23 protein-coding genes are annotated in these 26,318 nt (G+C 67.3%); 9 read left to right on the top strand and 14 right to left on the bottom strand.

Annotated elements, in window-relative coordinates:
* Positions 1–122 precede the first annotated feature (122 nt).
* From ACVOME_RS11535 to ACVOME_RS11520, 4 genes are all read right to left on the bottom strand, one after another.
* Positions 123–458: a hypothetical protein gene (locus ACVOME_RS11535; protein ID WP_197600983.1), complete on the bottom strand. Its 336-nt coding sequence runs from the start codon at positions 456–458 to the stop codon at positions 123–125.
* A gap of 86 nt (positions 459–544) precedes the next feature.
* A complete protein-coding gene (locus tag ACVOME_RS11530) occupies positions 545–1,351 on the bottom strand; it encodes a pseudouridine synthase (RefSeq protein WP_481505104.1) in 807 nt (268 codons plus the stop codon).
* A 20-nt stretch (positions 1,352–1,371) separates the two neighbouring features.
* Positions 1,372–1,878 (bottom strand): hypothetical protein, encoded by a 507-nt coding sequence (locus ACVOME_RS11525; RefSeq protein ID WP_197600984.1) that lies wholly within the window; start codon positions 1,876–1,878, stop codon positions 1,372–1,374.
* Positions 1,879–2,098: 220 nt separating this feature from the next.
* Positions 2,099–3,190: an OmpA family protein gene (locus ACVOME_RS11520; RefSeq protein ID WP_053520027.1), complete on the bottom strand. Its 1,092-nt coding sequence runs from the start codon at positions 3,188–3,190 to the stop codon at positions 2,099–2,101.
* 357 nt (positions 3,191–3,547) lie between these two features.
* Here ACVOME_RS11520 and ACVOME_RS11515 point away from each other — a divergent pair, with 357 nt between their 5' ends.
* From ACVOME_RS11515 to ACVOME_RS11495, 5 genes are all read left to right on the top strand, one after another.
* A complete protein-coding gene (locus tag ACVOME_RS11515) occupies positions 3,548–4,567 on the top strand; it encodes a zinc-binding alcohol dehydrogenase family protein (protein ID WP_481505103.1) in 1,020 nt (339 codons plus the stop codon).
* A 101-nt stretch (positions 4,568–4,668) separates the two neighbouring features.
* Positions 4,669–5,313: a membrane protein YczE gene (gene yczE / locus ACVOME_RS11510; protein ID WP_197572465.1), complete on the top strand. Its 645-nt coding sequence runs from the start codon at positions 4,669–4,671 to the stop codon at positions 5,311–5,313.
* Between the two features lie 102 nt (positions 5,314–5,415).
* On the top strand, positions 5,416–7,446 hold the full coding sequence (locus tag ACVOME_RS11505; protein ID WP_283219431.1) for an NADPH-dependent 2,4-dienoyl-CoA reductase: 2,031 nt from the start codon (positions 5,416–5,418) through the stop codon (positions 7,444–7,446).
* Between the two features lie 300 nt (positions 7,447–7,746).
* Positions 7,747–8,205 carry a cell wall hydrolase gene (locus tag ACVOME_RS11500; protein ID WP_053520031.1) on the top strand — a complete coding sequence of 153 codons (459 nt, stop codon included), beginning with the start codon at positions 7,747–7,749 and terminating at the stop codon, positions 8,203–8,205.
* 85 nt (positions 8,206–8,290) lie between these two features.
* Positions 8,291–8,902 (top strand): glutathione S-transferase N-terminal domain-containing protein, encoded by a 612-nt coding sequence (locus ACVOME_RS11495; RefSeq protein WP_053520032.1) that lies wholly within the window; start codon positions 8,291–8,293, stop codon positions 8,900–8,902.
* Between the two features lie 88 nt (positions 8,903–8,990).
* On the opposite strand, the gene ACVOME_RS11490 is transcribed toward ACVOME_RS11495, so the two are convergent.
* The 6 genes from ACVOME_RS11490 to ACVOME_RS11465 all read right to left on the bottom strand — a co-directional run bounded on the left by ACVOME_RS11490 (position 8,991) and on the right by ACVOME_RS11465 (position 15,357).
* Positions 8,991–10,046 (bottom strand): suppressor of fused domain protein, encoded by a 1,056-nt coding sequence (locus ACVOME_RS11490; protein ID WP_065176008.1) that lies wholly within the window; start codon positions 10,044–10,046, stop codon positions 8,991–8,993.
* A 45-nt stretch (positions 10,047–10,091) separates the two neighbouring features.
* Complete coding sequence (locus tag ACVOME_RS11485; RefSeq protein WP_283219433.1) at positions 10,092–10,595, bottom strand: hypothetical protein; 504 nt, start codon at positions 10,593–10,595, stop codon at positions 10,092–10,094.
* A 159-nt stretch (positions 10,596–10,754) separates the two neighbouring features.
* Positions 10,755–12,635: a propionate--CoA ligase gene (prpE, locus tag ACVOME_RS11480; protein WP_065182872.1), complete on the bottom strand. Its 1,881-nt coding sequence runs from the start codon at positions 12,633–12,635 to the stop codon at positions 10,755–10,757.
* Positions 12,636–13,055: 420 nt separating this feature from the next.
* Positions 13,056–13,670 carry an RluA family pseudouridine synthase gene (locus tag ACVOME_RS11475; RefSeq protein WP_128988931.1) on the bottom strand — a complete coding sequence of 205 codons (615 nt, stop codon included), beginning with the start codon at positions 13,668–13,670 and terminating at the stop codon, positions 13,056–13,058.
* A gap of 90 nt (positions 13,671–13,760) precedes the next feature.
* On the bottom strand, positions 13,761–14,747 hold the full coding sequence (locus ACVOME_RS11470) for a malate dehydrogenase (protein ID WP_005415428.1): 987 nt from the start codon (positions 14,745–14,747) through the stop codon (positions 13,761–13,763).
* A 118-nt stretch (positions 14,748–14,865) separates the two neighbouring features.
* Positions 14,866–15,357: a peptidylprolyl isomerase gene (locus ACVOME_RS11465; protein ID WP_053520333.1), complete on the bottom strand. Its 492-nt coding sequence runs from the start codon at positions 15,355–15,357 to the stop codon at positions 14,866–14,868.
* Between the two features lie 248 nt (positions 15,358–15,605).
* Here ACVOME_RS11465 and typA point away from each other — a divergent pair, with 248 nt between their 5' ends.
* Genes typA through ACVOME_RS11450 form a run of 3 tightly spaced genes read left to right on the top strand, consistent with a single transcriptional unit; the run spans position 15,606 to position 19,593 of the window.
* Entirely contained in the window at positions 15,606–17,453 is a 1,848-nt protein-coding gene (typA, locus tag ACVOME_RS11460; protein ID WP_053520332.1) for a translational GTPase TypA, read from the top strand.
* A gap of 8 nt (positions 17,454–17,461) precedes the next feature.
* On the top strand, positions 17,462–17,929 hold the full coding sequence (locus tag ACVOME_RS11455) for a DUF2127 domain-containing protein (RefSeq protein ID WP_065176006.1): 468 nt from the start codon (positions 17,462–17,464) through the stop codon (positions 17,927–17,929).
* Between the two features lie 41 nt (positions 17,930–17,970).
* A complete protein-coding gene (locus tag ACVOME_RS11450; protein WP_283220058.1) occupies positions 17,971–19,593 on the top strand; it encodes an amidase in 1,623 nt (540 codons plus the stop codon).
* A 61-nt stretch (positions 19,594–19,654) separates the two neighbouring features.
* On the opposite strand, the gene ACVOME_RS11445 is transcribed toward ACVOME_RS11450, so the two are convergent.
* Together ACVOME_RS11445 and ACVOME_RS11440 are read right to left on the bottom strand one after the other, a co-directional pair.
* Positions 19,655–20,797 (bottom strand): mechanosensitive ion channel family protein, encoded by a 1,143-nt coding sequence (locus ACVOME_RS11445; RefSeq protein ID WP_053520335.1) that lies wholly within the window; start codon positions 20,795–20,797, stop codon positions 19,655–19,657.
* Between the two features lie 525 nt (positions 20,798–21,322).
* Positions 21,323–22,714, bottom strand: a complete 1,392-nt coding sequence (locus ACVOME_RS11440; protein ID WP_481505102.1) for a class II 3-deoxy-7-phosphoheptulonate synthase — start codon at positions 22,712–22,714, stop codon at positions 21,323–21,325.
* Between the two features lie 220 nt (positions 22,715–22,934).
* Here ACVOME_RS11440 and ACVOME_RS11435 point away from each other — a divergent pair, with 220 nt between their 5' ends.
* Positions 22,935–25,061, top strand: a complete 2,127-nt coding sequence (locus ACVOME_RS11435) for a TonB-dependent receptor (RefSeq protein WP_481505101.1) — start codon at positions 22,935–22,937, stop codon at positions 25,059–25,061.
* A gap of 64 nt (positions 25,062–25,125) precedes the next feature.
* Here ACVOME_RS11435 and ACVOME_RS11430 read toward each other — a convergent pair whose 3' ends face one another.
* Positions 25,126–25,632, bottom strand: a complete 507-nt coding sequence (locus ACVOME_RS11430; protein ID WP_481505100.1) for a disulfide bond formation protein B — start codon at positions 25,630–25,632, stop codon at positions 25,126–25,128.
* 231 nt (positions 25,633–25,863) lie between these two features.
* Positions 25,864–26,247, bottom strand: a complete 384-nt coding sequence (gene rplQ, locus ACVOME_RS11425; protein ID WP_053519752.1) for a 50S ribosomal protein L17 — start codon at positions 26,245–26,247, stop codon at positions 25,864–25,866.
* Positions 26,248–26,318 lie beyond the last annotated feature (71 nt).

Raw genomic sequence — 26,318 nt, 5'->3', positions numbered from 1 at the left:
GGGTTCTCTGGGTTAGCCCCCCCCTGGGCCCGGGGCCGGCCCTGGGCGGGGGGTTCCCCCCCCGCCGCCCCTGGGGCGCCCCGGCCAGGCCCGGCCGCTACCGGAATGACGCGCAATGCGCGTCATTTCTTTTTCTTCTTGTCCTTCGGCTCATCCTTGCTGGCCACCACGACCGGCTTGGCGGCAGCGTCCTGGCCATTGCCACGGGCGACGCGGATGCCATTGGCCTTCATCCATGCATCGAACTCGTCGGCGGTCATCTTCCTGTCGCCGTCGCTCATCAGGAAGCGGTAACTGCCGCGACCATCCAGTTCCGGGGTTTTCACTTCCACCACCGGGGTTTCGGCAGGCGTTTCCGTCTTGGCCATTTTCTTGTGGCCACCGCAGGCGGCCAGCAGCACGATCGGCAGCAGCAGGCCGGCACAGCGCAGGGTTCGGTTGAGGGACAAGTGGTACATGGGCAGGCTCCGTTCGGGATTTCGACGACCAGACGCCCCCTACGCCTGGAAGGGTGACCGGCATCCGCCGGCCGCGGGCATGACGCTCAGCCCGGTGCAGCGGCCCCCAGCCGCTGCTGGTCATTGACCTCCAGCATCCGCCACTGGCCCTTGCCGAGATCGTCGAGCGCCAGGTCGCCGATCGCGACCCGGACCAGGCGCAGCACCTGAAGGTCGAAGGCCGCCAGCAGGCGGCGGATGTGGCGGTTGCGGCCCTCGTCGAGGACCACCTCCAGCCACGCGGTCTTGTCGCCGCTGCGCAGCACGCGCACGGCCCGGGCGGCCAGGAACTCACCCTCGTCGTCCACCCCGGCCTGCAGCGCCGCCAGCGTGGCCGCATCGGGCAGCCGATCGATCTGCACGTGGTAGGTCTTGTCCGGCCCGGTCTGCGGATCGGTCAGGCGCGCCGCCCACTGCGGATCGTTGCTGAACAGCAACAGGCCCTCACTGGCCTTGTCCAGCCGGCCGACCGGCCCGATCCAGGGCAGGCCGGCGCCGTCGAAGCAGCGGTATACGGTGTCACGGCCGCGCTCGTCCTGCGCGGTGGTCACCACCCCGCGCGGCTTGTTGAGCATCAGGTAAAGCCGTTGCCGCGGTGCCAGCGGCAGGCCATCGACCTCGATGGGGGGTGCCGGGCTGCCGATCGGAAACTCCGGGTCACGGACGATACGGCCGGAGACGCGCACGCGGCCCTCGGCGATCCAGCGCGCGGCTTCGCTGCGCGAGCACACGCCGGCCTTGGAGAGCACACGCGCCAGGCCATGGCGCACACCCTTGGATGCAACCGGATCCGCGCGCCCACGCAGGACGTGGGAGCGGGCGGCGGGGGCGGCAGGTGGGCGGCGCGCACGCAAGCCTCTGCTCCCCGCGACGGTTACTTCTTATCGACCGGCTTGGTCTCAGCCGGTACTTCGGCCGCGGCCGGGGTGGCCACCGGTGCCGGGCGCGCCTTGACCACGCGGACGCCACGCGCCTTCATCCAGGCATCGAATTCCTCGGCGGTCATGCGCTTGCCGTTCTGGCTCATGTCGAAGCGCCACGGCGTATTGTCGAATTCGGTCTGCGGCTTGTACGCCGCCGGATCGTTCGGCTGCACCGCCGGCGCGCTCGGAATCGCCTTGGCGATGTTCTGGCAGCCGTCGATGCGCAGGCGCTGCAGCACCTGGTCCAGCGACTGCGAAGGATCGTAGCTGCTGCTCAGCACACCGGCCGGCATGCCCAGCTGGTTGCCACGGATGTACAGCTCGTCGGCCACCGGCGCGATGGTCGTGGCCGGCAGCGGCAGCGGCGAAGCGATGGTGTTGACCGAGCAATCGACCGCAGCGTGAGCGGCAGGAACCAGGGCCAGCGCCAGGACGGCGGCCGATGCAGAGCGCAGCATGAGAGGCATCCACGGAAGGAAGGTGACGCGGCGAGTGTAGCAATGCGGCGACAGCTTTCAAGCGCCACTTTCAATGAATGCGCCAACTCATTGGTTTTTTGGACAAAAAGCCGACAAACGGTCAGTCCATCGAGGCCCGTTCCAGCTTTTCCCGCCGCAGAAACAACAAGACCCGGCCGAAGCCGGGTCCTGCTGTGTCTTGCGGGCGAAACGTCAGAATTTAGTTCTGGACGTTCAGCTCGGTACGACGGTTCTTGGCACGACCTTCCGGATTGTCCGAACCATCCGGGTTGGTGTTCGGAGCAATCGGACGGCTCTCGCCGTAGCCGATCGGGCCGACCAGACGCGAAGCGTCCACGCCGTTCTTGGTCAGGTAGTTGTACACCGCGGTGGCGCGGCGCTCCGACAGCTTCTGGTTGTAAGCGTCGGTACCCTTCGAGTCGGTGTGACCGGCGACTTCAACGCGCAGATCCGGGTAACGCTTCAGGATCTCGGTGGCTTCGCTCAGGATGGCCACGGCGTCCGGACGCAGGTTCGACTTGTCGAAGTCGAAGTTCACGCCCTTCAGGTCGATCGAGACCGGCACCGGGCAACCGTCCGGACCGATGGTCTGACCCGGCTGCGAGTTCGGGCACTTGTCGTCGCAGTTGTTGACGCCGTCACCGTCGTCATCCAGGTCGGCGCAGCTCGGGGCAACCGGAGCCGGAGCCGGAGCAGCCGCGACCGGAGCCGGGCCCAGCGGGATCACGACGCCGACCGAAGCCAGCACGTCGCCGAACCAGTCTTCGCTGGCAGCGTGGTAGCTCTTGTCGTCGAAGTCAGCGCGGTAGGCCACTTCGGCGCGGACAGCAACGCGCTTGTCGAAGGTGGTCTGCAGGCCGACGCCGAGCTTGGCGGCAACGTTGCCGTCCTTGCGCTCACGCGGACCATTGACGCTGATCGCCGGGTACTCTTCTTCCGACTTCTGGTAGCCCAGGCCACCGACGATGTACGGGTTCCAGCCGCGGCCTTCCTTGATGAAGTGGCGACGCAGGTCCAGCGAGATGCCGTACTGCGACCAGTTCAGGTCCTGATTGCTGTCGAAGTTCGGGTTCTGGTAGTTCAGCTCACCGTCCAGCGACCAGTTCGGGCTGATGAACTTACCCAGGCCCAGGGTCACGAACGGAGCGTCGTTGGTCAGACGGTCGCTGTCCTGGAAGTTGAAGCCGGCCGAACCGGTCAGGTACCAGCGGTCATCGAACTCCTGCGCAGAAGCAGCCTGGGCGAAAGCCAGACCACCCAGCAGCGCGGCAGTAAGGATCTTCTTGTTCATTGAGTACAGCTCCTATTTCGGGGGTATGAAACCGGTAGAGGCATGGGCCAGCACTACTGCGTCGATGTTCAGACAGCCGATTCAGCACGCCACCGCCGCGAACATTATGCTCAGGCGGGTGAAGGCCATGTTAACAGCCCCGTAACATGTGAAGTGTTGCACCCGACCGGCCACCGGTCCGACGTTGAAACCCTATACAGGATGATGAAAATCCGCAAGACCCTCACCCCATAAGGGTTTGACGGTGTTTAGGCAACGCAGGCGAAATTCTGCGGAACGCGCGGCGAAGGGGATTCAGCGCGCCCCCGGAAACGTGAGGAACCTTATGATGAAACGGGAAACCGAGGCGGAGCCGAGATGAAAGCCGTCGCCCTGAGTCGTGAATCCGCCCCCGCCCTGCAGGATCTCCGGCTGCCGCCGCCGCTGCCGCCAGCCGGCCGCGATCTGCTGGTCCGCGTGCAGGCGGTTTCGGTCAATCCAGTCGACGGCAAGCAGCGTGCCGCCACCGATCCGGCCACGCTGGACACGCCGCGGGTGCTCGGCTGGGATGCGGCGGGCGTGGTCGAGGCCATCGGCGAGGACGCCCGCCTGTTCGCCTCCGGCGACGAGGTCTACTACGCCGGCGATGTCACCCGCTCCGGCTGCAATGCCCAGTATCAGCTGGTGGATGAGCGGCTGGTCGCACGCAAGCCCACCACGCTGGATTTTGCCGAGGCAGCGGCGCTGCCGCTGACCACACTGACCGCATGGGAGCTGCTGTTCGAGCGCATGCCGCTGCATCTGGATGATCGCCGCCACGCCGGGCAGCACCTGTTGGTGATCGGCGGCGCCGGCGGCGTCGGTTCGATGGCCATCCAGCTGGCCCGCCATGCCGGCTTCACGGTCATTGCCACCGCCTCCCGCGAGCAGTCGGCCGACTGGTGCCGGCAGATGGGCGCCCATCACGTGATCGACCATCGCCAGCCATTGCAGCCGCAGCTGCAGGCACTGGGCGTCAGCGCCGTGCAGATCGCGCTCAACCTGGCCGACACCGATCACTACTGGGATGAACTGGGCCAGCTGCTGGCGCCGCAGGGGCATGTCGGGCTGATCGTCGAACCCCGCGGCGCGCTGCGCATCGGCGACCCGTACAAGGCCAAGTGCATCGGCATCCACTGGGAATTCATGTTCGCGCGATCGCGCTTCGGTACCGCCGACCGCATCGAGCAGCACCGCATCCTGAGCCGCGCCGCGAGCATGATCGATGCAGGCCAACTGCGTGGCACGCTCAGCGAGACACTCGGCACGATCAATGCCGCCAACCTGCAGGCGGCGCATGAGCGGCTGGCCAGCGGCCGCACGCTGGGCAAGCTGGCACTGGCAGGCTGGGACGACTGACGCGCGCGCTGTGGCGCGGGATTCACCGGGATCTGTATCTATGGAAACTGGCGATTCGGGATTACGGTGGAGACAGATTCCCTCCCCCCCCGAGCGCTCCCATGCCCACTGCCCTGCCCTTGCGCCTGCTGCAATTGATCGTCGGCCTGTTCCTGTATGGCTTCGGCGCCTCGCTGATGATCCGTGCTGCGATCGGTGTCGCGCCCTGGGACGTGCTGTCGCAGGGCGTCGCGGCGCAGACCCCGCTGTCCTTCGGCCTGGCCACGAACGTGATCGGCGCGCTGGTCCTGCTGCTGTGGTGGCCCCTGCGGCAGAAGCCGGGCGTCGGCACCGTGCTCAACGTGCTGCTGATCGGTCCGTCCGCGCAGTTCGGCCTGTGGCTGTTGCCGCCGGCTGTCGGCCTGGTCTGGCAGGTGGCGATGTTCGGTGCCGGCATGCTGCTGGTGGCACTGGCCACCGGCCTGTACATCGGCGCGCGGCTCGGCCCCGGCCCGCGCGACGGGCTGATGACCGGCCTGCATGCCCGCACCGGCTGGCCGATCTGGAAGGTGCGCAGCCTGATCGAAGGCAGCGTCCTGCTTCTGGGCTGGTGGCTGGGAGGCAACGTGGGCGTCGGCACCCTGGCCTTTGCGCTGCTGATCGGCCCGCTGTGCGGGATGACGCTGGGCTGGTTCGGCATCGGCCGGCCCCTGCCGGCGGGTGGCGCCGGCCCACGCCCGGCGAGCGCGCAGCGCGGCCACGGGTAGCCGCATCGCCGGGCATGGCCCGGCGCTACCGATTCGCCCGCCCCTTGCCCCAACCGCCGTTTCGCGGCACGCTTCGCGCTTCCGTACGCAAGCGTATCGACCATGTCGCCAGCCAACGAAAGCGCCTATCCCCACCTGTTCGCCCCGCTCGATCTGGGCTTCACCCAGCTGCGCAACCGGGTGCTGATGGGTTCGATGCACACCGGGCTGGAAGATCGCGCGCGCGATTTCCCGCGCCTGGCCGCCTACTTCGCCGAGCGGGCCGAAGGCGGCGTCGGCCTGATCGTCACCGGCGGCTTCGCCCCCAACGTGGTCGGCTGGCTCAAACCCTTCGGCGGCAAGCTGTCCTGGCCCTGGGAAGTGCGTCCGCACCGGCAGCTGACGGCCGCCGCCCACCAGCATGGCGCGAAGATCTGTCTGCAGTTGCTGCACGCCGGCCGCTATGCCTACCACCCCCTGTCGGTGGCGCCCTCCAAGCTCAAGGCGCCGATCAATCCGTTCACCCCGCGCGCACTGTCGGCCAGCGGCGTCGAACGGCACATCGCCGATTACGCACGCAGCGCCAGGCTGGCACGCGAAGCCGGCTACGACGGTGTCGAAGTGATGGGCTCGGAGGGATACCTCATCAACGAGTTCATCGCCCCCCGCACCAACACGCGCACGGACCGCTGGGGCGGTGATGCCTCCCAGCGCATGCGCTTCGCGGTGGAGATCGTGCGCCGCATCCGCGAAGCCTGCGGCCCGGATTTCATCATCATCTACCGGCTGTCACTGGTGGATCTGGTTGAGGACGGCAGCAACTGGGAGGAAATCGTGCAGCAGGCGCAGGCCATCGAGGCCGCGGGCGCGACGATCATCAATTCCGGCATCGGCTGGCACGAGGCGCGCATTCCCACCATCGCCACCTCGGTGCCCCGCGCCGCCTTCGCCGGGGTCACCGCCAAGCTGAAGCCGCATGTGGCGGTGCCGCTGGTGGCGACCAACCGCATCAACATGCCCGAGGTTGCCGAGCGCATTCTCGCCGACGGCGGTGCGGACATGGTGTCGCTTGCGCGCCCGCTGCTGGCCGACCCGCAATGGCCGAACAAGGCGCGCGCCGGCCGTGCCGACACGATCAACACGTGCATCGCCTGCAACCAGGCATGCCTGGACCACGTCTTCGAGAACAAGCTGGCCAGTTGCCTGGTCAATCCGCGGGCCGCGCACGAAACCGAACTGGTCTACCGCCCGACGTCCACACCGAAGCGGGTGGCGGTGGTGGGCGCGGGCCCGGCCGGCCTGGCCTGCGCCACGGTGGCCGCCGAGCGCGGTCACCAGGTCACCCTGTTCGACGCCAGCGACGAGATCGGCGGCCAGTTCAATGTGGCCAAGCGCATCCCGGGCAAGGAAGAGTTCCACGAGACGCTGCGCTATTTCCGCCACAAGCTGCAGGACACCGGCGTGCAGCTGCGCCTGGGTACCCGGGCAGATGCGACCCACCTGGCCGGCTTCGACGAGGTCGTGCTGGCGACCGGCATCACGCCGCGCCGGGTCGACTTCCCCGGCGCGGACCACGCCAAGGTCGTCAGCTACCTGGACGTGCTGCAGGGCCGGGTCGAGGTGGGCGCCAGCGCGGCCATCATCGGTGCCGGCGGCATCGGCTTCGATGTCGGGGAATTCCTCAGCCACGAGGGCCCATCGCCGTCGCTGGACCCGCAGCGCTGGATGGCCGAATGGGGGGTGGACGCCACCTTCGAGGCCCGCGGCTCGCTGGCCCGCCCGCAGGTGGACGCTTCGCCACGCCGGCTGTGGCTGCTGCAGCGCAGCCCCGGCAAGCCGGGTGCGCGCCTGGGCAAGACCACCGGTTGGATCCATCGCGCCACGCTGAAGGCCAAGGGCGTGCGGATGCTGGGCGGCGTCGAGTATCTCGGCGTGGACGACCAGGGGCTGCGCATCCGCGTGGAAGGCAGCGAACAGCTGCTGCCGGTGGATCATGTGGTGATCTGTGCAGGGCAGGAACCGAACCGCGCGCTGCAGGCCGAACTGCAGGCGGCGGGCATCAGCGCACAGCTGATCGGCGGTGCCGATGTGGCCGCCGAACTGGACGCCAAACGCGCCATCGATCAGGGCAGCCGGGTGGCAGCCGCCCTTTGATCCACACCTGAATGGGCGGCGGAATGTGATTTCCGTCACCCGCCTCGAAGCTGAATGTCAAGCTGGGCGATTCATGATGCGTTCGGCCAGCCCCCCCTACCTTGCGCCAACTTTCCGCTCACCACCCAGTTTCCGGTGAGCCGGTGCGGCCCTCCCGGATCGTTCATCGATCCTCTTTTCCCGGGCCGCCCACGGGGCGGCCCCGATGGCCGCCTCCCCATGACGCCAAGTCGTACCCCGCCTCCTGCCCTCTCTTCGGCCGGAACCCCGTGGTGCGGCCCATACGGAGCAAGGAGTTATATGAAACTGGCCTGGATTCTCTGGCTGTCGCAGTTGCTGCCCCAGCCGGCGGCTGATTCATTGTGTTTGAGCACCACCGTATACCTGGAAGCCCGCGACCAGACCCTGCGCGGCCAGCAGGCCGTGGCCGAAGTGGCACTGCGCCGCCTCGACAGCGGCCTGTGGGGCGACTCGATGTGCCAGGTGGTGACCGCACGCAAGCAGTTCGCCCCGACCATCGTCTCCCCCGGCACCCAGCTGGGCAACGACGCGGCCTGGAGCGAGGCCATGAGCGTGGCCTTCGATGCGGAGCGCAACTGGGCGCTGCCGGCCGGCGAGCGCCGCGAGATCGTTCCCGGTGCCAGCCATTTCGCCGCCCTGGCCATCGCCAGCCCGAACTGGCGCAATGCCTACCAGGTGGCCACCATCGGTGATCACACCTTCTATAAGGTGCAGAACCTCAAGCCCCGGCAGTCGTAACGAACTGTTGCCGGCGGCAGCGTTGCCGCGCGCCGGCAGGCTCTGGGATAGTGGGCGATTCCCGCACACCCCGCCTGGAGTTCCCATGAAGCTGTACAGCAAGCCCGGTGCCTGCTCCACCGCCGACCACATCGCCCTGCAGTGGACCGGCCAGCCGTTCGAGGTCGAACTGCTCGACAAGGACACCCTGAAGGGGCCGGAATTCCTCAAGATCAACCCGGCCGGCTCGGTTCCGGCGCTGGTCGATGGCGACTTCATCCTGCTGCAGAACGCGGCCATCATGGGCTACATCGCCGACCGCTTCCCGCAGGCCGGCCTGGCCGGCGACGGCAGCCCGCGCCAGCGTGCCGAGGCCACCCGCTGGCTGGCCTTCGTCAACTCCGATGTGCACCCGGCGTTCTCGCCGCTGTTCGCACCGGGCAAGTTCATCGGCGATGAGAGCCAGTACGACGCGATCCGCGCGGCCGCCCGCAAGCGCCTGCGCGGCCTGTTCGAGACGGCCGACCGGCAGCTGGCGGACAAGCCCTGGCTGGCCGGTTTCCGCAGCTTCGCCGACCCGTACTTCTACATCACCCTGCGCTGGGCAGCCGGCGCCAAGGTCGACCTGTCGGGGCTGGATCATCTGGCCGCCTACAAGGCGCGCATGGACGCCGATGCCGGCGTGCAGGCCGCACTGAAGGCCGAAGGCCTGGCCTGACCGCACACGGAGCCGCCGGCAGCGCAGGCGGCTCCGATCCGGCGTCCCGGCCCGGCGCCGGGCATCGCCGGCGCCCCGTGTCCACCGTTCAACCGATCTCGCGGATCACGGCACCCTTGGCGTCACGCAGCAGCGTCGGCACCACCTCGACCTGCAGCTGACCGCCCAGCGGGTAGATCCCGCGCTCGGCACGCACGTCCTGCCACGCCTGGACCCCCTGTGCATCCAATGCCCAGCGCGCGCTGTCGGCATCGACGTCGTTGGCGCCGCCGCCCGCAGCCGGGGTGAACTCCCATTGGCGCTCACGGCTGACCAGCACCAGTGATGCGCCATGGTGCAGGCGCAGCGGCAGCAGCTCGCGCACGCTCGGCACCTGGCCGGCGCCGAGCACCAGCGTGGTCACGCCCGAGACCTGTCGCCAGTCCAGCGTTTCAATGAACAACATGCCGGTGCTGGAACCCTCCCGCGCACTGCCCGCCTGCACCTGCGCCGCCAGTGCCGGATCATCCAGCAGGTCGCCCCGATGCAGATCGGTGATCCACAGGGGCATCGCCGGCTCCAGCACGTGCAGCACCCCGCGGGTCGACCAGCGTTTCACTGCAGCCATTTCCCCATCCGTCAGCCCGACCAGCTGCAGGAACTGCAGGCGGCCGTTGGCCGTCTCGCGCGCCGGCAACTGCGGGTCGGCGATGAAAGCCAGATGGCGCAGGCGGGTGTCGGACTCGAGGGCAATCGGGCCGTTCGCGTCAAGGTGGTGGCCATCCTCGAACACGTTGCCGCTGCCGAACACGTAGCGCGCCAGGTTCTGCAGCAGGTTCATCGGCCATGTCGGCGGTGCCTGTTCGGCGTGCACGCCCTCGCCTGCTGCCAGACGGAAGGTCAGCTCGAATCCGTAGCCGCTTGCTTCGGCGTCACTGCTCTCCTTGGCGTACAGCTCGGACAGGCCATAGGTGATGTAGTGCCAGTGCGGTACCGGCGCCTCCGCACGGTAGACACTGATGCCATCGAGGGGATCCTGGCCGCCCAGCGTGTACGGCAATGCCGTTCCGAAATGCAGGGGCTCCTGGCCCGCGTACAGCGGCGCCAACGCCGCATTGATCGCGTCCCAGCCGGGGGTGTCGGTGTCGTCGTGGTCGTCCTGCACGAGAGGCTCCTGATGGGAATGAAACCATCCACTCTACGCGCTGCGTCAGGCCTGCACGACTCCGCGATCGCCGGCTGCCAGCGATGCCTGCGTTTCCTGCCACCAGCGCTGTGCCAGTGCCGGGCTGCGTGCCTTGCCTACCGCCGCCAGCAGTTCCGGGCACAGGCGCTCCAGGGCCGAGGCATCGGTGCAGCGCTCGATCTTCAACTGCATGAAGTAGCCCTTCAGCCCGAGGTGGCGCCGCACGGCTTCGCTCATCGCCTCGTACAGCTGCTGATACAGCGCCGGGTCCTGTTCGCGGCCATTGCTGAGGCCAGCGACCGGCACCGCACCGGCGCTGCCCCCCACCACTTCGATCAGCTCCATCGCGGCCAGCTGTTCCAGCGCATCGGGTGGCGCCCGCAGTCCTTCGAGCAGACTGCGCAGTTCGGTGTCATCGCGGCGACCATCGACCATCAGCAGGATCGAGCGCAGCGCGGCCGGCAGGCGCCGCGCACGATCCTCGATTTCCTGGCGGCCAGCGGCCGTCTTGGCGTGCAGCAGTGCCATAGCTCCCCCGTTCCATGATGCGCATGCCTGCGCGCCCTGACGGACGCGCTCCCCGGCATCGAGCTTAACGCACTGCTGGTACGGTGAACGCTGCGGTGCAGCACCGCTGCATTCCTTGCCTCGGCCCGCTGCACGCGGCCCCGGCAATACAGGACCGGTCTAGCGTCCCAGCGCGCGGCGGATCTCCTCCAGGGCGGCCGGGTCATCCAGGGTCGACAGATCGCCGGGATCGCGCTGCTCGGCCAGCGCCTGCAGCGAGCGCCGCAGCAGTTTCCCCGAGCGCGTCTTCGGCAACGCGTTGACCACGTGCACGTGCGCCGGCCGTGCAACCGCCCCCAGCGACGTGGTCACCGTTGCCATCATCTCCGCCACCACCGGTGCAGGGTCTTCGCCCCCCAGCCCCTGCTTGAGGGTGACGAAGACCAGCGGCACCTGTCCCTTCAGTTCATCCTTGACGCCGATCACCGCAGCCTCCGCCACACGCGGGTGGCTGGAGATGGCTTCCTCGATCTCACGTGTCCCCAGGCGATGCCCGGCGACGTTGATGACATCGTCGGTACGGCCGAGGATGAAGGTGTAGCCGTCATCGTCGCGGATCGCCCAGTCCAGCGAGCTGTACAGCAGTTCCTTGAAATGGCTGAAGTAGCTCTGCAGGAAGCGGCTGTCGTCGTTCCACACCGTGCTCATGCAGCCCGGCGGCAATGGCGGGGTGACCACCAGGACTCCCTTCTGCCCGGGTGCGACTTCTTCGCCGGTGTTCTCGTCGATCACCTTCATGCGGTAACCGAGGTTGGGGAAGCCCGGCGAACCAAAGCGCACCGGCTTCATCTCCAGGCCCGGCAACAGGGTCAAGGCCGGCCAGCCGGTTTCGGTCTGCCAGTAGTTGTCGATGATCGGTTTGCCCAGCGCTTCATTGATCCAGTGCGCGGTCGGCTCATCCAGCGGTTCGCCGGCCAGGAACAGGTACTTCAACGCGCGCAGGTCGTGGCGATGGATGAAATCCGCGTCGTGCTTCTTCAGCACGCGGATCGCGGTGGGAGAGGAGAACATCGTGCGCACGTTGTACTGCTCGCACAGGGCCCACCAGATGCCCGGATCCGGATGGGTCGGCAGGCCTTCGTACAACAGCGATGTGCAACCGCCGATCAGCGGTCCATACACGTTGTAGGAATGTCCCACGGCCCAGCCGACATCGGAGGTGGAGAACATCACCTGCCCCGGCTTGCAGTCGAAGACGGTCTCCATCGACTGTGCCATCGCCACCGCGTATCCGCCCACATCACGCTGCACGCCCTTGGGCTTGCCGGTGGTGCCGGAGGTATACAGCAGATAGCTCGGCTCGCTCGCTTCCAGCCACTGCACCGGAACATCGACGGCACCGACTTCCGCGCGCAGCGTCGCGTACTCGACGTCGCGGCCCTCGATGCGCGGCTCGGCCGGATCCAGCCCGCGCGAAACGATCAGCACGTGCGGCGGTGGATGCCCGGCTTCCGCACAGGCGGCGTCCACCATCGGCTTGTAGGGAATGAGCTTGCCTCCGCGCATGCCGGCATCGGCCGCGATCAGCAGCTTGGGTCTGGCATCGTCGATGCGCAGGGCAAGGTTGTGCGCGGCGAAACCACCGAACACCACCGAGTGCACGGCCCCGATGCGCGCGCAGGCCAGCATCGCGAACACGGCTTCGGCCATGTTCGGCATGTAGATGACCACGCGGTCGCCATGGCCGACGCCCAGGCGCTGGAGCACGGCAGCGAAGTCGTTCACTTCACGGTACAGCTGCCGGTAGGTGATCTCGCGGGTGCTGTTGGTTTCGGTGGAAATGGCCACCAGCGCGAGCTGGTCGGGCCGAGTGTCCAGATGGCGATCAACCGCGTTGTAACAGAGGTTGGTTTCGCCGCCTACATACCAGCGCCGGAACGGCGGGTTGCTGTAGTCGAGCACCTGTTGCGGCGGCTTGTGCCAATGGATGCGCTTGGCTTCCTCGCCCCAGAACGCCTCCGGCTCGTCGATCGAGCGGCGGTAGGTTTCCTCGTAGTTCATGACGCAGCCCTCCCAGACGAAGTCATGGGTTCGAGCATAGTGCCGCGTTGCCGCGCGTTCCGCCCTACCTTGGTAGGGGGTGGGTTTTCCATGCAGGGCTGCCGCCCTGCACCTGCACCTGCAGAGGCCGAAGCCGAAGCCGAAGCCGAAGCCGAAGCAACAGGCTATCCGTGGGATGGCGGGGGGGGGGGGGGGGGGGGGGGGGGGGGGCGGCCCGCGCGGCCGCGGGGGGGCGGGGGCGCGGCGAGACACACCCCCCCCCCCCCCCCCGCGCGCCCCCCCCCCCCCCCCCCCCCCCCCCCCCCCCCCCCCCCCCCCCCCCCCGCCACCCCACGGACAGCGCGCTTTTGACGTTGAATCTGACGTTGCCCTGGCTCGTAGCAGGTGCAGGGCGCAGCCCTGCCGCCCCCCTTGCCCTGCTTAGAACGGAGTGGCGGACTCGAACGCCAGCGCGTCGCCCGTCACCGGGTGGGTGAAGTGCAGGCTGCGCGCATGCAGATGCACGCGCTGCGCCGGTGCGGCGCCATACAGCACATCGCCGACGATCGGATGACCCAGGCTGGCCATGTGCAGGCGCAACTGATGGCTGCGCCCGGTCACCGGCTCCAGCGCCACGCGCGTGCGCTGCGCTTCAACATCGCGGGCCAGCACGCGCCAGCGCGTCAGCGCCGGCTTGCCGTGTTCATGGTCGACCTTCTGTTTCGGCCGGTTCGGCCAGTCCACGATCAGCGGCAGATCCACTTCACCGGCATCACCTTCGATCACACCCTGCACGACGGCTTCGTAGCACTTGCCCACCCTGCGCTGCTCGAACTGCATCGACAACGCGGCCTGCGTCGTCTTGCCCCGTGCATGCAGCAGCAGACCGGAGGTGACCTGGTCCAGCCGATGCACGGTCAGCGCGTCCGGGTACAGCACCTGCAGGCGGGCCACCACGCAGTCCTGGTTCTCCGCGCTACGGCCAGGCACGGACAGCAGGCCGGCGGGCTTTTCCACCACCAGCAGTGCGTCATCGATGTAATGCAGGTGGATCATGCGGTTCTGCGGAACTCCATATGAAAACGGGGAAGCCGAAGCTTCCCCGTTTCTGTCAGCTGCGTGCCGGCCAGACCGGCACCCGCGGCATCAGCCCAGCAGGTGGGCAACGCCGGCGCGTTCTTCTTCCAGCTCGGCCAGGGTCTTGTCGATGTACTTCTGGCTGAAGTCGTCGATCGGCAGATCCTTGACCAGGGTGTACTTGCCGTTCTCGGTGGTCACGGCGAAGCCGAAGATCACGCCTTCCGGGATGCCGTAGGAACCATCGGACGGCACGCCCATGGTGACCCACTTGCCGTTGCTGCCCAGCACCCAGTCACGCACGTGGTCGATCGCGGCATTGGCCGCCGAAGCCGCCGAGGACGAGCCACGGGCTTCGATGATCGCCGCGCCGCGCTTGCCGACGGTCGGAATGAAGGTGTTGGCATTCCACTCCTGGTCGTTGATCGCATCGGCGATCGAAGCACCATCGGCGGTGGCGAAACGGTAGTCCGGGTACATGGTCGGGCTGTGGTTGCCCCACACCACCAGCTTTTCCATGCCACCGACCGGCTTGCCGAGCTTGGCCGACAGCTGGCTCAGGGCACGGTTGTGGTCCAGGCGCAGCATGGCGGTGAAGTTTTCCGGCTTCAGGTCCGGTGCCGACTTCATGGCGATGTAGGCGTTGGTGTTGGCCGGGTTGCCGACCACCAGCACCTTCACGTCACGGCTGGCGACCTTGTTCAGCGCCGCGCCCTGCGCGGTGAAGATCTTGGCGTTTTCCAGCAGCAGGTCCTTGCGCTCCATGCCCGGGCCGCGCGGACGCGCGCCGACCAGCAGGGCGATGTCGGCATCCTTGAACGCCACTTCAGCGTCGTCGGTGCCGACCATGCCGGCCAGCAGCGGGAAGGCGCAGTCTTCCAGTTCCATCATCACGCCCTTCAGGGCGGCCTGGGCCTTGTCCACCGGCAGCTCCAGCAGCTGCAGGATGACCGGCTGGTCCTTGCCCAGCATTTCGCCGGAGGCGATGCGGAACAGCAGGGCATAACCGATCTGGCCGGCGGCGCCGGTCACGGCAACACGAACGGGTGCTTTCATGGGGGTTTCCTCTTGCTTGCAAGCGTTTGATGGGACGCCGCGGGCGTGGCCCGGCGGGCCTGGCAGGCGGCGGAGAACAGGGAAACGGCCACCCGTGGGTGGCCGTCTCGGAAGGGGGTCAGGCGGCGAGGATCTTGTTCCACTCGGCCACGCGGTCGGCCTGTGCGGCCAGCGCGGCGTCGACGTCGCCTTCCAGGGTGATCGAATGGATCACGTCGCCCTGCTTGACCGAATCGACGATGGCCTGGCCTTCCAGAACCTTGCCGAACACGGTGTGGCGGCCATCCAGCCAATCGGTCTTGATGTGGGTGATGAAGAACTGGCTGCCATTGGTGTTCGGGCCGGCGTTGGCCATCGACAGCGAGCCGACCTCATGCTTCACGCCGTTCTTCTCGTCTTCGAACTTGTAGCCCGGGCCACCGGTGCCACGGCCCTGCGGGCAACCGCCCTGGATCATGAAGTCGGCGATCACGCGGTGGAAGATCAGGCCGTCATAGAAGCCGTGCTTGACCAGGTTCACGAAGTTGGCAACGGTCAGCGGCGCCTTGTCAGCGAACAGCTCGACCTTGATCGGGCCCTGGGTGGTGTCGAAAGTGGCGATGAGGGACATGAAGATCCTTGTTGCAAAGGGAAAGGCGTCTAGCCACCTAGTTTACACCCGGCTCGTGGCGGCGGCGGCTTCGACCATCGGCGCAGGGCGACGCTTCAGGCTCTGGAGGGGCGCCGCCGGCGGGGCCCCGACGGCCAGCTGAATGGGGCTCCCGGGCGGCCGGAATCCAGCTTTTCGCGAATCGTCAAGTTCGACGTATAATGTTGGACTTCTTTTTCCAAATCCGGCGCCGACTGGCCCCCTTTCGTATGTCCATCGAAAATCTTCGCAACATCGCCATTGTCGCCCACGTCGACCATGGCAAGACCACCCTGGTCGACCAGCTGCTGAAGCAGTCCGGCACCCTGTCCGAGCGTACCGTCCTCGCCGAGCGCGTGATGGACAGCAACGACCAGGAAAAGGAACGCGGCATCACCATCCTGGCCAAGAACACGGCCATCACCTGGGAAGACAAGAAGACCGGCATCAAGAACCGGATCAACATCGTCGACACCCCCGGCCACGCCGACTTCGGCGGTGAGGTCGAGCGCGTGCTGTCGATGGTCGACACCGTGCTGATCCTGGTCGACGCGATGGACGGCCCGATGCCGCAGACCCGCTTCGTCACCCAGAAGGCCTTCGCGATGGGCTTCAAGCCGATCGTGGTGGTCAACAAGATCGACCGTCCGGGCGCGCGTCCGGACTGGGTGATCGACCAGGTGTTCGATCTGTTCGACAAGCTCGGCGCGACCAACGAGCAGCTGGACTTCCCGATCGTCTACGCGTCGGCCCTGAACGGCTATGCCGGCCTGGAAGACACCGTCCGCGATGGCGACATGACCCCGCTCTACGAAGCGATCATGAAGCACGCGCCGAAGCCCGAAGTGGATCCGGAAGGTGCCTTCCAGATGCGCATCAGCCAGCTGGACTACAACAACTTCGTGGGCGTGATCGGCATCGGCCGCATCCAGCGTGGCACCCTGAAGAAGAACATGCAGGTCACGGTGATCGATCGTGAAGGCAAGAAGCGCAACGGCAAGGTCGCGCAGGTGCTGGGCTTCCTGGGCCTGGAGCGCATCGAGCAGGACACCGCTGAAGCCGGCGACATCGTGGCGATCTCGGGCATTCCGGAGCTGACCATCTCCGACACCCTCTGCCACCCGGACACCCCGGAAGCGCTGCCGGCGCTGACCGTGGACGAGCCGACCATCTCGATGACCTTCCAGGTCAACAACTCGCCGTTCGCGGGCAACAAGGACCTGTCCGGTGGCAAGTTCCTGACCAGCCGCCAGATCAAGGACCGCCTGGACCGTGAAAAGGTCCACAACGTGGCGCTGAAGGTCGAACAGCTGGAGGACGCCGACAAGTTCCTGGTCTCCGGCCGTGGCGAACTGCACCTGTCGGTGCTGATCGAGAACATGCGTCGTGAAGGCTACGAACTGGCCGTGTCGCGTCCGGAAGTGATCATCAAGGAAATCGACGGCCAGCAGATGGAGCCGATCGAACAGCTGGTGGTGGACGTGGAAGAAGTGCACCAGGGCGGCGTGATGGAAAAGCTGGGCACCCGCAAGGGCCAGCTGAAGAACATGGAACCGGACGGCAAGGGCCGCGTGCGCCTGGAATACTCGATCCCGGCCCGTGGCCTGATCGGCTTCCAGAACGAGTTCAAGACCCTGACCCAGGGTTCGGGCCTGCTGTTCCACGTGTTCGACCATTACGGTCCGAAGGAACAGGGCGCAATCGCCAAGCGCATCAACGGCGTCATGATCGCCAACGCCCCGGGCGTGACTCCGGCCTACTCCCTGGGCCCGCTGCAGGAACGCGGCAAGCTGTTCGCTGCTGAAGGCGACAATGTGTATGAAGGCCAGCTGGTCGGCATCCACTCCAAGGACAACGACCTGACCGTCAACGCCATCAAGACCAAGCCGCTGACCAACATGCGCGCTTCGGGCAAGGACGATGCGATCCAGCTGACCCCGGCGATCAAGTACTCGCTGGAACAGGCGCTGGACTTCATCGAGGACGACGAGCTGGTCGAGATCACTCCGAAGGAAATCCGGCTGCGCAAGAAGTTCCTGACCGAAAGCGACCGCAAGAAGGCTTCGCGCGGCGGCTGAGCCGGACCGTGAGCCAGAGCGGCTACAACCCGGATCCACACCGGCATCCGGGCCTCCACGTCATCGCCCTGCTCGAAGCGAGCAAGGCGGTGCTGGCGTTGCTGGCTGCGACCGGGCTTGAAGTGCTCGGTCCGCAGCCGCTCCGCGATGGGGTCAATGCCCTGATCCGGCGTTTCAGCCTGGACCCGGATCACGGCACCCTGCCCTCCCTCCTGAACATGATCAATCCCGACGCCGTGCACCTGGCGGCGGCGGCGATGATCGGCTACGGCCTGCTGCACCTGGTGGAAGCCTGGGGCCTCTGGCGGGCCAGGGCCTGGGCCTCCTGGCTGGGCTGCCTGACCGCCGCGCTGTATCTGCCCTTCGATGTCTTCGCCATCGTCCGCCACCCCGGCTGGCCCTCCTGGACGATCCTGGCGATAAACCTGCTCGTGGTCTACGTCCTGGCCCGCGACCTGCGCAAGCGCCACCACTGAGCAGCAGCTACACTGGGCATTGGAGCCGACCAAGCCGCCCCATGCGCCCGTCCTTGCCGCCTCTGCTGACCTGCCTGCTCATCGCGCTGCCCGCGTTGTTCATTGTTGGCTGCAGCCCGGCCACGACCAGCGCCCACGCCGCCGAACCTGCGAGCCGCAACGTGCCCTTCCCCTACGCCGAGACCGACCTGGCCGACCTGCAGGCGCGCATGGTGGCCGGCGAACTGGACAGCACCACGCTGACCCACGCCTACCTGCAGCGCATCGCTGCGCTGGATCGCGCCGGGCCGCGCCTGCGTGCCGTCATCGAACTCAACCCGGATGCCCTGCGGGAAGCCGGTGAACGCGATCGCGAGCGCCGGGACGGCCATCTGCGCGGGCCGCTGCATGGCATTCCGGTCCTGCTGAAGGACAACATCAACGCCGGGCCCATGACCACCAGCGCCGGATCGCTCGCGCTGCAGGGTTTCCGCCCCGCCGATGCCTACCTGGTAAGACGCCTGCGCGAGGCCGGCGCGGTCGTGCTGGGCAAGACCAATCTCAGCGAGTGGGCCAACTTCCGCGGCAACGATTCGGTGTCGGGCTGGAGCGCGCGCGGTGGCCAGACCCGCAATCCGTACCGTCTCAGCCATTCGCCCTGTGGCTCCAGCAGCGGCAGCGCGGTAGCGGTGGCCGCCAATCTGGCCAGTGTGGCGATCGGCACCGAGACCGACGGCAGCATCGTCTGCCCGGCCGCGATCAACGGCATCGTCGGCCTGAAACCGACGGTCGGCCTGGTCAGCCGCGAAGGCATCATCCCGATCTCCTTCAGCCAGGACACCGCCGGGCCGATGACGCGCAGCGTCGCCGACGCCGCGGCCGTACTGACGGCGATCGCGGGCCGGGACGATGCCGACCCCGCCACGGCCACCATGCCCGGCCGCGCGGTCTACGACTACACCGCGCGCCTGGACCCCGAAGGCCTGCGCGGCAAACGCATCGGCCTGCTGCAGACCCCTCTGCTGACGTACCGTGGCATGGCACCGCTGATCGATCAGGCCGCCGCCGAACTGCGCCGTGCGGGCGCGGTGGTGGTGCCGGTGGAACTGCCCGACCCGGGTGCCTGGGCCGAAGCCGAGCGGGTCGTGCTGCTGCATGAGTTCAAGGCCGGGCTGGAGCGCTACTTCAAGACCTACCGCGCGCCCCTGCGCAGTCTTGGCGAACTCATCGCCTTCAACCAGGCCCAGGCGCCGCAGGAACTGGGCCTGTTCGGCCAGGAACTGCTGCTGGAGGCCAACGCCACTGCCGGACTGGCCGACCCTGCCTACATCCGTGCGCGCAGCGATGCGCGGCGCCTGGCCGGGCCGGAAGGCATCGACGCCGTCCTGGCTGCCTACCAGCTGGATGCGCTGGTTGCACCGACCACCGGCACAGCCTGGCCCATCCGCCGCGAAGGCGACGATTTCCCGGGTGAGAGCTACAGCGTGGCAGCGGTCGCGGGTTACCCCAGCCTGAGCGTGCCGATGGGACAGATCAACGGCCTGCCGGTCGGCCTGCTGTTCATGGGCACAGCCTGGAGCGAGCCGAAGCTGATCGAAATGGCCTATGCCTACGAGCAACGCACACGTGCGCGTCGCCCGCCTCATTTCGAAACCGACACCCTGATCGACACTGGCGAGCCTTGATCGGCCCCGGGTTGCCCGGCGGACCGGGGGTACCGCTGCGCTCGCCGGGCACGTCCCGGCGCTAGCGGTCGGGGTCCGGTTCCACCGGCGCGATCGCGGCCTCGCCGTCCTCCGCCCCGGGTGAACGCACATCTGCCGTACGTGCACGCGGTGCGCGTGGCATGTCCAGCTCATCCTCGCGCTGCAACCGCGCGCGCAGCTGCGGCAGTGATTGCGGATGCTCGCGCGCCAGGAAATCCAGCATGCGCTCGCGCACCAGGCAGCGAAGATCGAAGGCATCGCCGGAGCTGCGTGCACTGACCAGCAGGCGCACCTGGATTGCCCGCTCGCTGGTTTCGGTCACCTGGGTCACGCAGACCCGTCCATCCCACAGCGCCTCGCCGCGGCAGATGCGCTCCAGTTCACTGCGGATCGCCGCGATCGGCGCACGGTAGTCCAGCCACAGGAATGCCGTGCCGAGCAGATCGGCGCTGCGCCGGGTCCAGTTCTGGAAGGGGTTCTCGATGAACCAGGTCAGCGGCACCACCATCCGCCGCTCGTCCCAGATGCGTACCACCACATAGCTGCTGCCGATCTCCTCCACGCGCCCCCACTCGCCTTCAACGATCACCACATCATCCAGCCGGATCGGCTGGGTCACTGCGATCTGCAGGCCGGCGATGAGGTTGCCGAACACCGGCTTGGCGGCGATGCCCGCGACCAGCCCGATCAGACCGGCCGAGGCCAGCAGGGCGGCGCCGATCTTCTGCACCATCGGGAATGTCAGCAGCACCAGCGATGCACCGAGCACGATGATGCCGCCCATCAGCACGCGGCTCAGCACCCGCGTCTGGGTCTGGATGCGACGGGCTTCCAGATTGTCCGAGACGTCGATGGGATGACTGCGCAGGATCGCACGCTCGCCGGCGGCCACCGCGCGCACCAGCAGCCAGATGAAACAGGCCGTCAGCGCGATGTGCAGCCCGTGCTGCAGATGCCCCAGCAGAGGCTCCTGCAGTGGCGTGGCCTGCAGCGCCGGGATCAGCAGCAGCAAGGGCCATGCGGTCGCCATTGGCAGACCAAGCACGCGACCGATGCGCGCGCGCCGGCGATCACGCCCTTTCAGCCGGTGATAGATCCACAGGATCAGCCAGGCGCCGATGCCGCCCACCAGTGCCGCCAGACCCAGCGGCCATGCATATGCCTGTGCGCTTTGCCAGTGCACGGTTGCCACCTCCACTCGAACAGCAGCGGACAGCCTCGCGCATGGCGCATGAGCGTCACGTCAGCCGTTCGTAAGCAGGGTGTTGGCCTGCAGGGCTTGCAGCCCTGCACCTGCTGCGGGCTGGAGCAACAGCAACTGCAGAAGCAACAGCAAAAGCAGCAGCAGAAACTGGCATTCCGTGGGATGGCGGGGGGGGGGGGGGGGGGGGGGGGGGGGGGGGGGGGGGGGGGGGGGGGGGGGGGGGGGCGGCGGGCGCGGGGGGGGCGGGGGGCCCCCCCCCCCCCCCCCCCCCCCCCCCCCCCTTCTAATTTTTTGGGGTATGTGGGGTATTGGGTTTGGGGGCCATAGCGTTTTCCCGCCCAAAACGTTATCGCACCCCAGATTGATTTCGACGTCGGACAGAGATTCATCCACGCATGGCGTGGATCTGACAGACACCGGGAATCCGCCATCCCACGGAATGCCCGCATTTGACGTCGACGTTGACTCCGCAGGTGCAGGGCTGCAAGCCCTGCCGAAAAACCCTTAGCGCACCTGTTCCTGCTTGCGCACGATCGCCATCGCGATCTCCAGCGACTGCTCGTAGTTCAGCCGCGGATCGACCGTGGAACGATACGCGCGCTCAAGATCACGCTCGGTGAGCTCGCGCGCGCCACCGGTGCATTCGGTCACGTCCTCGCCGGTCAGCTCCAGGTGCACGCCGCCCAGGCGCGTACCTGCCGCGGCGTGCAGATCGAACGACAACTCCACCTCGCGGCGCACGTTGTCGAAGCGGCGCGTCTTGAACCCATTGGCGGTGCTCTCGGTGTTGCCGTGCATGGCATCGCACACCCACAGCACGCGGCGGCCGTCGCGCTTGACCGCTTCCAGCAGCGACGGCAGCTTTTCGGCTATCTGCGTCGCGCCCATGCGGTGAATGAAGGTCAGGCGCCCGGGCTCGTCGTCCGGATTGAGTACATCGATCAGGCGCAGCAGCTGGTCCGGCGAAACCGACGGCCCCACCTTGATCGCGATCGGATTGCGCACGCCCCGCAGGTACTCCACGTGCGCGCCGTCGAGCGCCGCCGTGCGCATGCCGATCCAGGGATAGTGCGTGCTCAGGTTCAACCAGCCCTGCTGGCGCGGCACCTGCCGGGTCAGCGCCTGCTCGTAGGGCAGCAGCAGGGCTTCGTGCGAGGTGTAGAAGTCGATGCGGTTGAGGTTGTGCACCCGGGCACCGGCCAGGGTTTCCATGAAGTGCACGGCATCGCCGATCGATGCCACCATCTTCTGGTACTCGGCGGCGAGCGGCGAATGCCGCACCCAGTCCAGGTTCCAGTACTCGGGGTGGTGCAGGTCGGCGAAGCCGCCATCGATCAGCGCCCGCACGAAATTCATCGTCATCGCCGAATGTGCGTGGGCCTGCAGCATCCGCTTCGGGTCGGGCAGGCGCGCGGCTTCGGTGAAGGCCGGCGCATTGATCACATCGCCCCGGTAGCTGGGCAGCGTCACCCCATCACGGGTCTCGGTATCAGCCGAGCGTGGCTTGGCGTACTGGCCGGCGAAGCGGCCGACGCGGATCACCGGCTGGCGCAGGCCATGCACCAGTACCAGGCTCATCTGCAGCAGCACCTTCAGGCGATTGGAGATGGTGCCGGACTCACAGTCGCTGAAGTTCTCGGCGCAATCGCCGCCCTGCAGCAGGAAGCGCTTGCCCTCCTGCGCCTCCGCCAGCTGCTGCTTCAGCGCCAGGATCTCCCACGAGGTCACCAGGGGGGGCAGCCGCTTCAGCTCTTGCAGGGCAGCATCCAGCGCCACCGGGTCGGGATAGGTCGGCATCTGCAGTGCGGTCTTGCCGCGCCAGCTCTCCGGCGACCAGGCAGCGCCCGCGGCGGTTGCGGCAGGATCGGGAACCGGTGAAACGGCGGACAGGCTCATTGCAGACTTCCGGGGTGGGGGACGGTCATGGTCGCAGAGCCGGCCGCCGCCGCAAAGGGCCAGCTCTTCCGGCCCGATGCCTGAACGCCAGGGAAAGCACGCGCCGAGCAGCCACAGACCGCATGGTCGGCGGCGCCGCCAGAGGCGCATGATCTGTTACGGAGTAACACTCACCGTCATGGACCGGCCCCCTCCCCGCCCCAGGCCCCTGCTCTCTCCCATGAAGCCCTCACGCCTCGCTACCGGCATCACCTTCGCCCTGGCCCTGGCCAGCATGCCCCCCCTTGCCGCGGCCGCGGATGACGCCGGGCCCGCAGTGAAGAACCTGGATGCGGTCACCGTCAGCGCCCACCTCGACCAGGCCCGCAACGCGCTGTCGCCGGACATCGGCAGCAGCCAGTACCAGATCACCGCAGAGGACATCCAGAAGCAGCCGCTCGGCGCCTCCGCCGCACTCAGCCAGGTGCTGCTGCAGGCCCCGGGCGTGGTCCAGGATTCCTACGGCGGTGTCCATGTGCGTGGTGATCACGCCAACCTGCAGTACCGCATCAACGGCGTGCTGCTGCCCGAATCGATCTCCGGCTTCGGCCAGACCCTGGATGCGCGAACCATCAGGAGCATCCGGCTAATGGATGGCGCACTGCCGGCGCAGTTCGGCGAACGCACCGCCGCAGTGGTGGACATCACCACCCGCAGTGGCGCCGAACTGGGCGACGGCGGCAGCGCCGGACTGACTGCCGGGTCGTTCGGCAAGGTCAATCCCAACGCCTCCTGGTGGGGCAACCAGGGACGATGGAGCTGGTTCCTGACCGGCAACTACGACCAGAACGAGGTCGGCCTGGAGAACCCGACGAACTCGCGCCGGCCGCTGCACGACGACACCCACCAGGGCAAGGCGTTCGCCGACCTCACCTATCTGCTGGACGAGAACACGCGCGTGAGCGTGTTCGCCGGCATTGCCGACAATCGCTTCCAGATTCCGGTGAACCCGGGCCAGACACCGCAGTTCGGCTACCTCGATACCTCCACGTTCGACTCCAGCCAGCTGGATGAGACCCAGCGCGAGACCACGCGCTTCGGCATGCTGGTGCTGCAGGGGACGCTGGGCGCCAGCGCGTACCAGCTGTCGGCCGGCCAACGCTACAGCGATGTCGGGTTCAATCCCGATGTGGCGGGCGATCTGGTATTCAGCGGTGTTGCTTCACAGGTGCAGCGCAGCAACCGCGCCAACACCGTGCAGGCCGACGTTTCCACCCCGCTGGGCAGCGATCACACGCTGCGCTATGGCCTGTACGGCAATCATGAGACCGCGCGGGCCCACAGCAGCAGCTGGGTGTTCCCGGTTGACGACGCCGGCCAGCAGGCCAGCACCACGCCCCTGCTGATTCCCGACCGCAGTGCTTTCCACGCCAGCACGCTGGCGCTCTACGTGCAGGACGAGTGGAAGATCGGAGACAACTGGACGGTCAACTATGGTCTGCGCGGCGACCGCTACACGGCCTTCGGGCGGACCGAAGGCCAGCTCAGCCCGCGCCTGGGCGTGGTCTGGAATGCCGGCGACAGCACCACCCTGCACGCAGGCTATGCGCGCTACTTCACACCACCGGCCAGCGAGCTGATCGCCTCCGACGACATCGCGCTGTACGACGGCACCAGCAACCAGCAGCCCAGTGATGGCAACGCCACGCCACTGGCCGAGCGCAGTGACTACTACGACCTCGGCATCTCGCAGCAGATCGGCGAGCACCTGACACTCGGCGTGGATGCGTATGACCGGCGTGTCGCCCGCCTGCAGGATGAAGGCCAGTTCGGCGCCGCCTACCTCTATTCAACGTTCAACTATCGTCGCGGCCACATCCGCGGCCTGGAGTTCAGCGCCGACTACAGCGACGGACCGTTCAGCGCTTACTTCAACGCTGCATACAACAAGGCGATCGGCACCCAGGTGATCACCGGCCAGTACAACCTCGACCCGGACGCCCTGGCCTACGTGGCCGACCATTGGATCCACCTGGACCACGACCAGAAGCTGACCTCGTCGGGCGGTGTCAGCTATGCCTTCGCCGGACACAACCGGATCGGTGCCAACTACGTGTTCGGCAGTGGCCTGCGCTCGGACACCGAAAGCGTACCCAATGGGGGCGAGCTGCCGTCCTACCTGCAGGTGAACCTCAGTGCTGGCCACGATTTCAACCCCGACAGCGGCCATCCGCTGCATGCACAGCTGGCGTTGGTCAACGCGCTGGATCGCAGCTATCAGCTGCGCGATGGCGGCGGCGTAGGCGTGTTCGCCCCCCAGTGGGGGCCGCGACGCGGCGCCTATCTCAGCCTGCAACAGGATTTCTGATCGATGTCGCCGCCCCCCGGCAGAGCCGAGCCCATGCCCGGCTCTGCCGGGGCGCGTCAGTTACTCAGCGCCTGACCCTGCGCAGCGGCACCAGCAGTGCCCACAGCCCCAGCAGCACGAACCACACGCCCGACCACATCGGCATGGTCAGTCCGAGGAAGGTCCAGTCGATGTTGCCGCAGTTGCCGGTACCGGTCAGCACCGCGCGGAACACCTCGAACGGGCCCATGGTCTCGCGCAGGAAGCTCAGCGGTGGGCCACAGGTGGCACCCATTTCCGGCGGCAGCATCTGCACGTAGACATGGCGCGCGGCGATGCCGACGCCGACGGCTGCCGCAATGAAGGCAAGGATGCCGTACGTCACCCGTCCCGGCCGGTTCGACGGGCCGTGCAGTGCGCCCAGCAGGAACAGCAGGCCGAGCGCGGCAAAGGCCAGCCGCTGGAAGATGCACAGCGGGCACGGCTCCAGCCCCATCTTCAGCTGCAGGAAAATCGCATAGCCCAGCAGGCCCACGCAGATCAGGAAGCCCAGCAGGAACTGGGCGCGGAAGGGCCAGCGCAGAGGATTCATCGTGAATGCTCGAATGGATCAGGCGCCAAGCGTAACCGACCGCGCCTGCCATTCGAACCGCTGCCGGTGACGCTCGTCGGAACGGTGCGGGCCACTTCCCTTCGCAGGTAGCGCCGGGCCTTGCGGGGCGAGTGCTGCGGAAACGTAAACGCCGGGCATCGCCCGGCGCTACCAGAACGCAAAAGCCCGGCAGATGCCGGGCTTTCACTGTGTCGCGTTGGAGCGGTCCGATTACTCGGCCACTTCCTCGGCCACGGCCGGACGGTCGACCAGCTCGACGTAGGCCATCGGAGCATTGTCGCCGGCGCGGAAGCCGCACTTCAGCAGACGCAGGTAGCCGCCCGGACGGTTCGCGTAGCGCGGGCCCAGGATGGTGAACAGGTTGCCCACGGCTTCGTTGTCACGCAGGCGGGCAAAGGCCAGACGGCGGTTGGCAACGGAATCGACCTTGGCCAGGGTGATCAGCGGCTCGGCGACGCGGCGCAGTTCCTTGGCCTTCGGCAGGGTGGTCTTGATCAGCTCGTGCTTGAACAGCGAGGCGGCCATGTTCTTGAACATCGCTTCGCGATGGGCGCTGGTACGGCTGAACTTACGGCCAGACTTCTGGTGACGCATGGTGATGTTCCTTGGTTAATGATGTGGCTGTGTGGATCGTTGTCGCCATCCTGGCGTTGCTGCACGGACTG

Source organism: Stenotrophomonas sp. STEN008, assembly GCF_056760435.1.
Note: the sequence above shows the minus strand (reverse complement) of the source record. Positions and strands in the feature narration are given on the sequence as shown.

What these genes read in the sequence shown, in the direction of transcription:
- ACVOME_RS11440 (WP_481505102.1), bottom strand. Translation starts at nt 22,714, where the DNA reads ATGAGCCTGTCCGCCGTTTCACCGGTTCCCGATCCTGCCGCAACCGCC.
- ACVOME_RS11525 (WP_197600984.1), bottom strand. Translation starts at nt 1,878, where the DNA reads ATGCTGCGCTCTGCATCGGCCGCCGTCCTGGCGCTGGCCCTGGTTCCT.
- ACVOME_RS11535 (WP_197600983.1), bottom strand. Translation starts at nt 458, where the DNA reads ATGTACCACTTGTCCCTCAACCGAACCCTGCGCTGTGCCGGCCTGCTG.
- typA (WP_053520332.1), top strand. Translation starts at nt 15,606, where the DNA reads ATGTCCATCGAAAATCTTCGCAACATCGCCATTGTCGCCCACGTCGAC.
- ACVOME_RS11430 (WP_481505100.1), bottom strand. Translation starts at nt 25,632, where the DNA reads ATGAATCCTCTGCGCTGGCCCTTCCGCGCCCAGTTCCTGCTGGGCTTC.
- prpE (WP_065182872.1), bottom strand. Translation starts at nt 12,635, where the DNA reads ATGAACTACGAGGAAACCTACCGCCGCTCGATCGACGAGCCGGAGGCG.
- ACVOME_RS11475 (WP_128988931.1), bottom strand. Translation starts at nt 13,670, where the DNA reads ATGATCCACCTGCATTACATCGATGACGCACTGCTGGTGGTGGAAAAG.
- ACVOME_RS11470 (WP_005415428.1), bottom strand. Translation starts at nt 14,747, where the DNA reads ATGAAAGCACCCGTTCGTGTTGCCGTGACCGGCGCCGCCGGCCAGATC.
- ACVOME_RS11465 (WP_053520333.1), bottom strand. Translation starts at nt 15,357, where the DNA reads ATGTCCCTCATCGCCACTTTCGACACCACCCAGGGCCCGATCAAGGTC.
- ACVOME_RS11495 (WP_053520032.1), top strand. Translation starts at nt 8,291, where the DNA reads ATGAAGCTGTACAGCAAGCCCGGTGCCTGCTCCACCGCCGACCACATC.
- rplQ (WP_053519752.1), bottom strand. Translation starts at nt 26,247, where the DNA reads ATGCGTCACCAGAAGTCTGGCCGTAAGTTCAGCCGTACCAGCGCCCAT.
- ACVOME_RS11485 (WP_283219433.1), bottom strand. Translation starts at nt 10,595, where the DNA reads ATGGCACTGCTGCACGCCAAGACGGCCGCTGGCCGCCAGGAAATCGAG.
- ACVOME_RS11515 (WP_481505103.1), top strand. Translation starts at nt 3,548, where the DNA reads ATGAAAGCCGTCGCCCTGAGTCGTGAATCCGCCCCCGCCCTGCAGGAT.
- ACVOME_RS11505 (WP_283219431.1), top strand. Translation starts at nt 5,416, where the DNA reads ATGTCGCCAGCCAACGAAAGCGCCTATCCCCACCTGTTCGCCCCGCTC.
- ACVOME_RS11435 (WP_481505101.1), top strand. Translation starts at nt 22,935, where the DNA reads ATGAAGCCCTCACGCCTCGCTACCGGCATCACCTTCGCCCTGGCCCTG.
- ACVOME_RS11450 (WP_283220058.1), top strand. Translation starts at nt 17,971, where the DNA reads ATGCGCCCGTCCTTGCCGCCTCTGCTGACCTGCCTGCTCATCGCGCTG.
- ACVOME_RS11520 (WP_053520027.1), bottom strand. Translation starts at nt 3,190, where the DNA reads ATGAACAAGAAGATCCTTACTGCCGCGCTGCTGGGTGGTCTGGCTTTC.
- yczE (WP_197572465.1), top strand. Translation starts at nt 4,669, where the DNA reads ATGCCCACTGCCCTGCCCTTGCGCCTGCTGCAATTGATCGTCGGCCTG.
- ACVOME_RS11500 (WP_053520031.1), top strand. Translation starts at nt 7,747, where the DNA reads ATGAAACTGGCCTGGATTCTCTGGCTGTCGCAGTTGCTGCCCCAGCCG.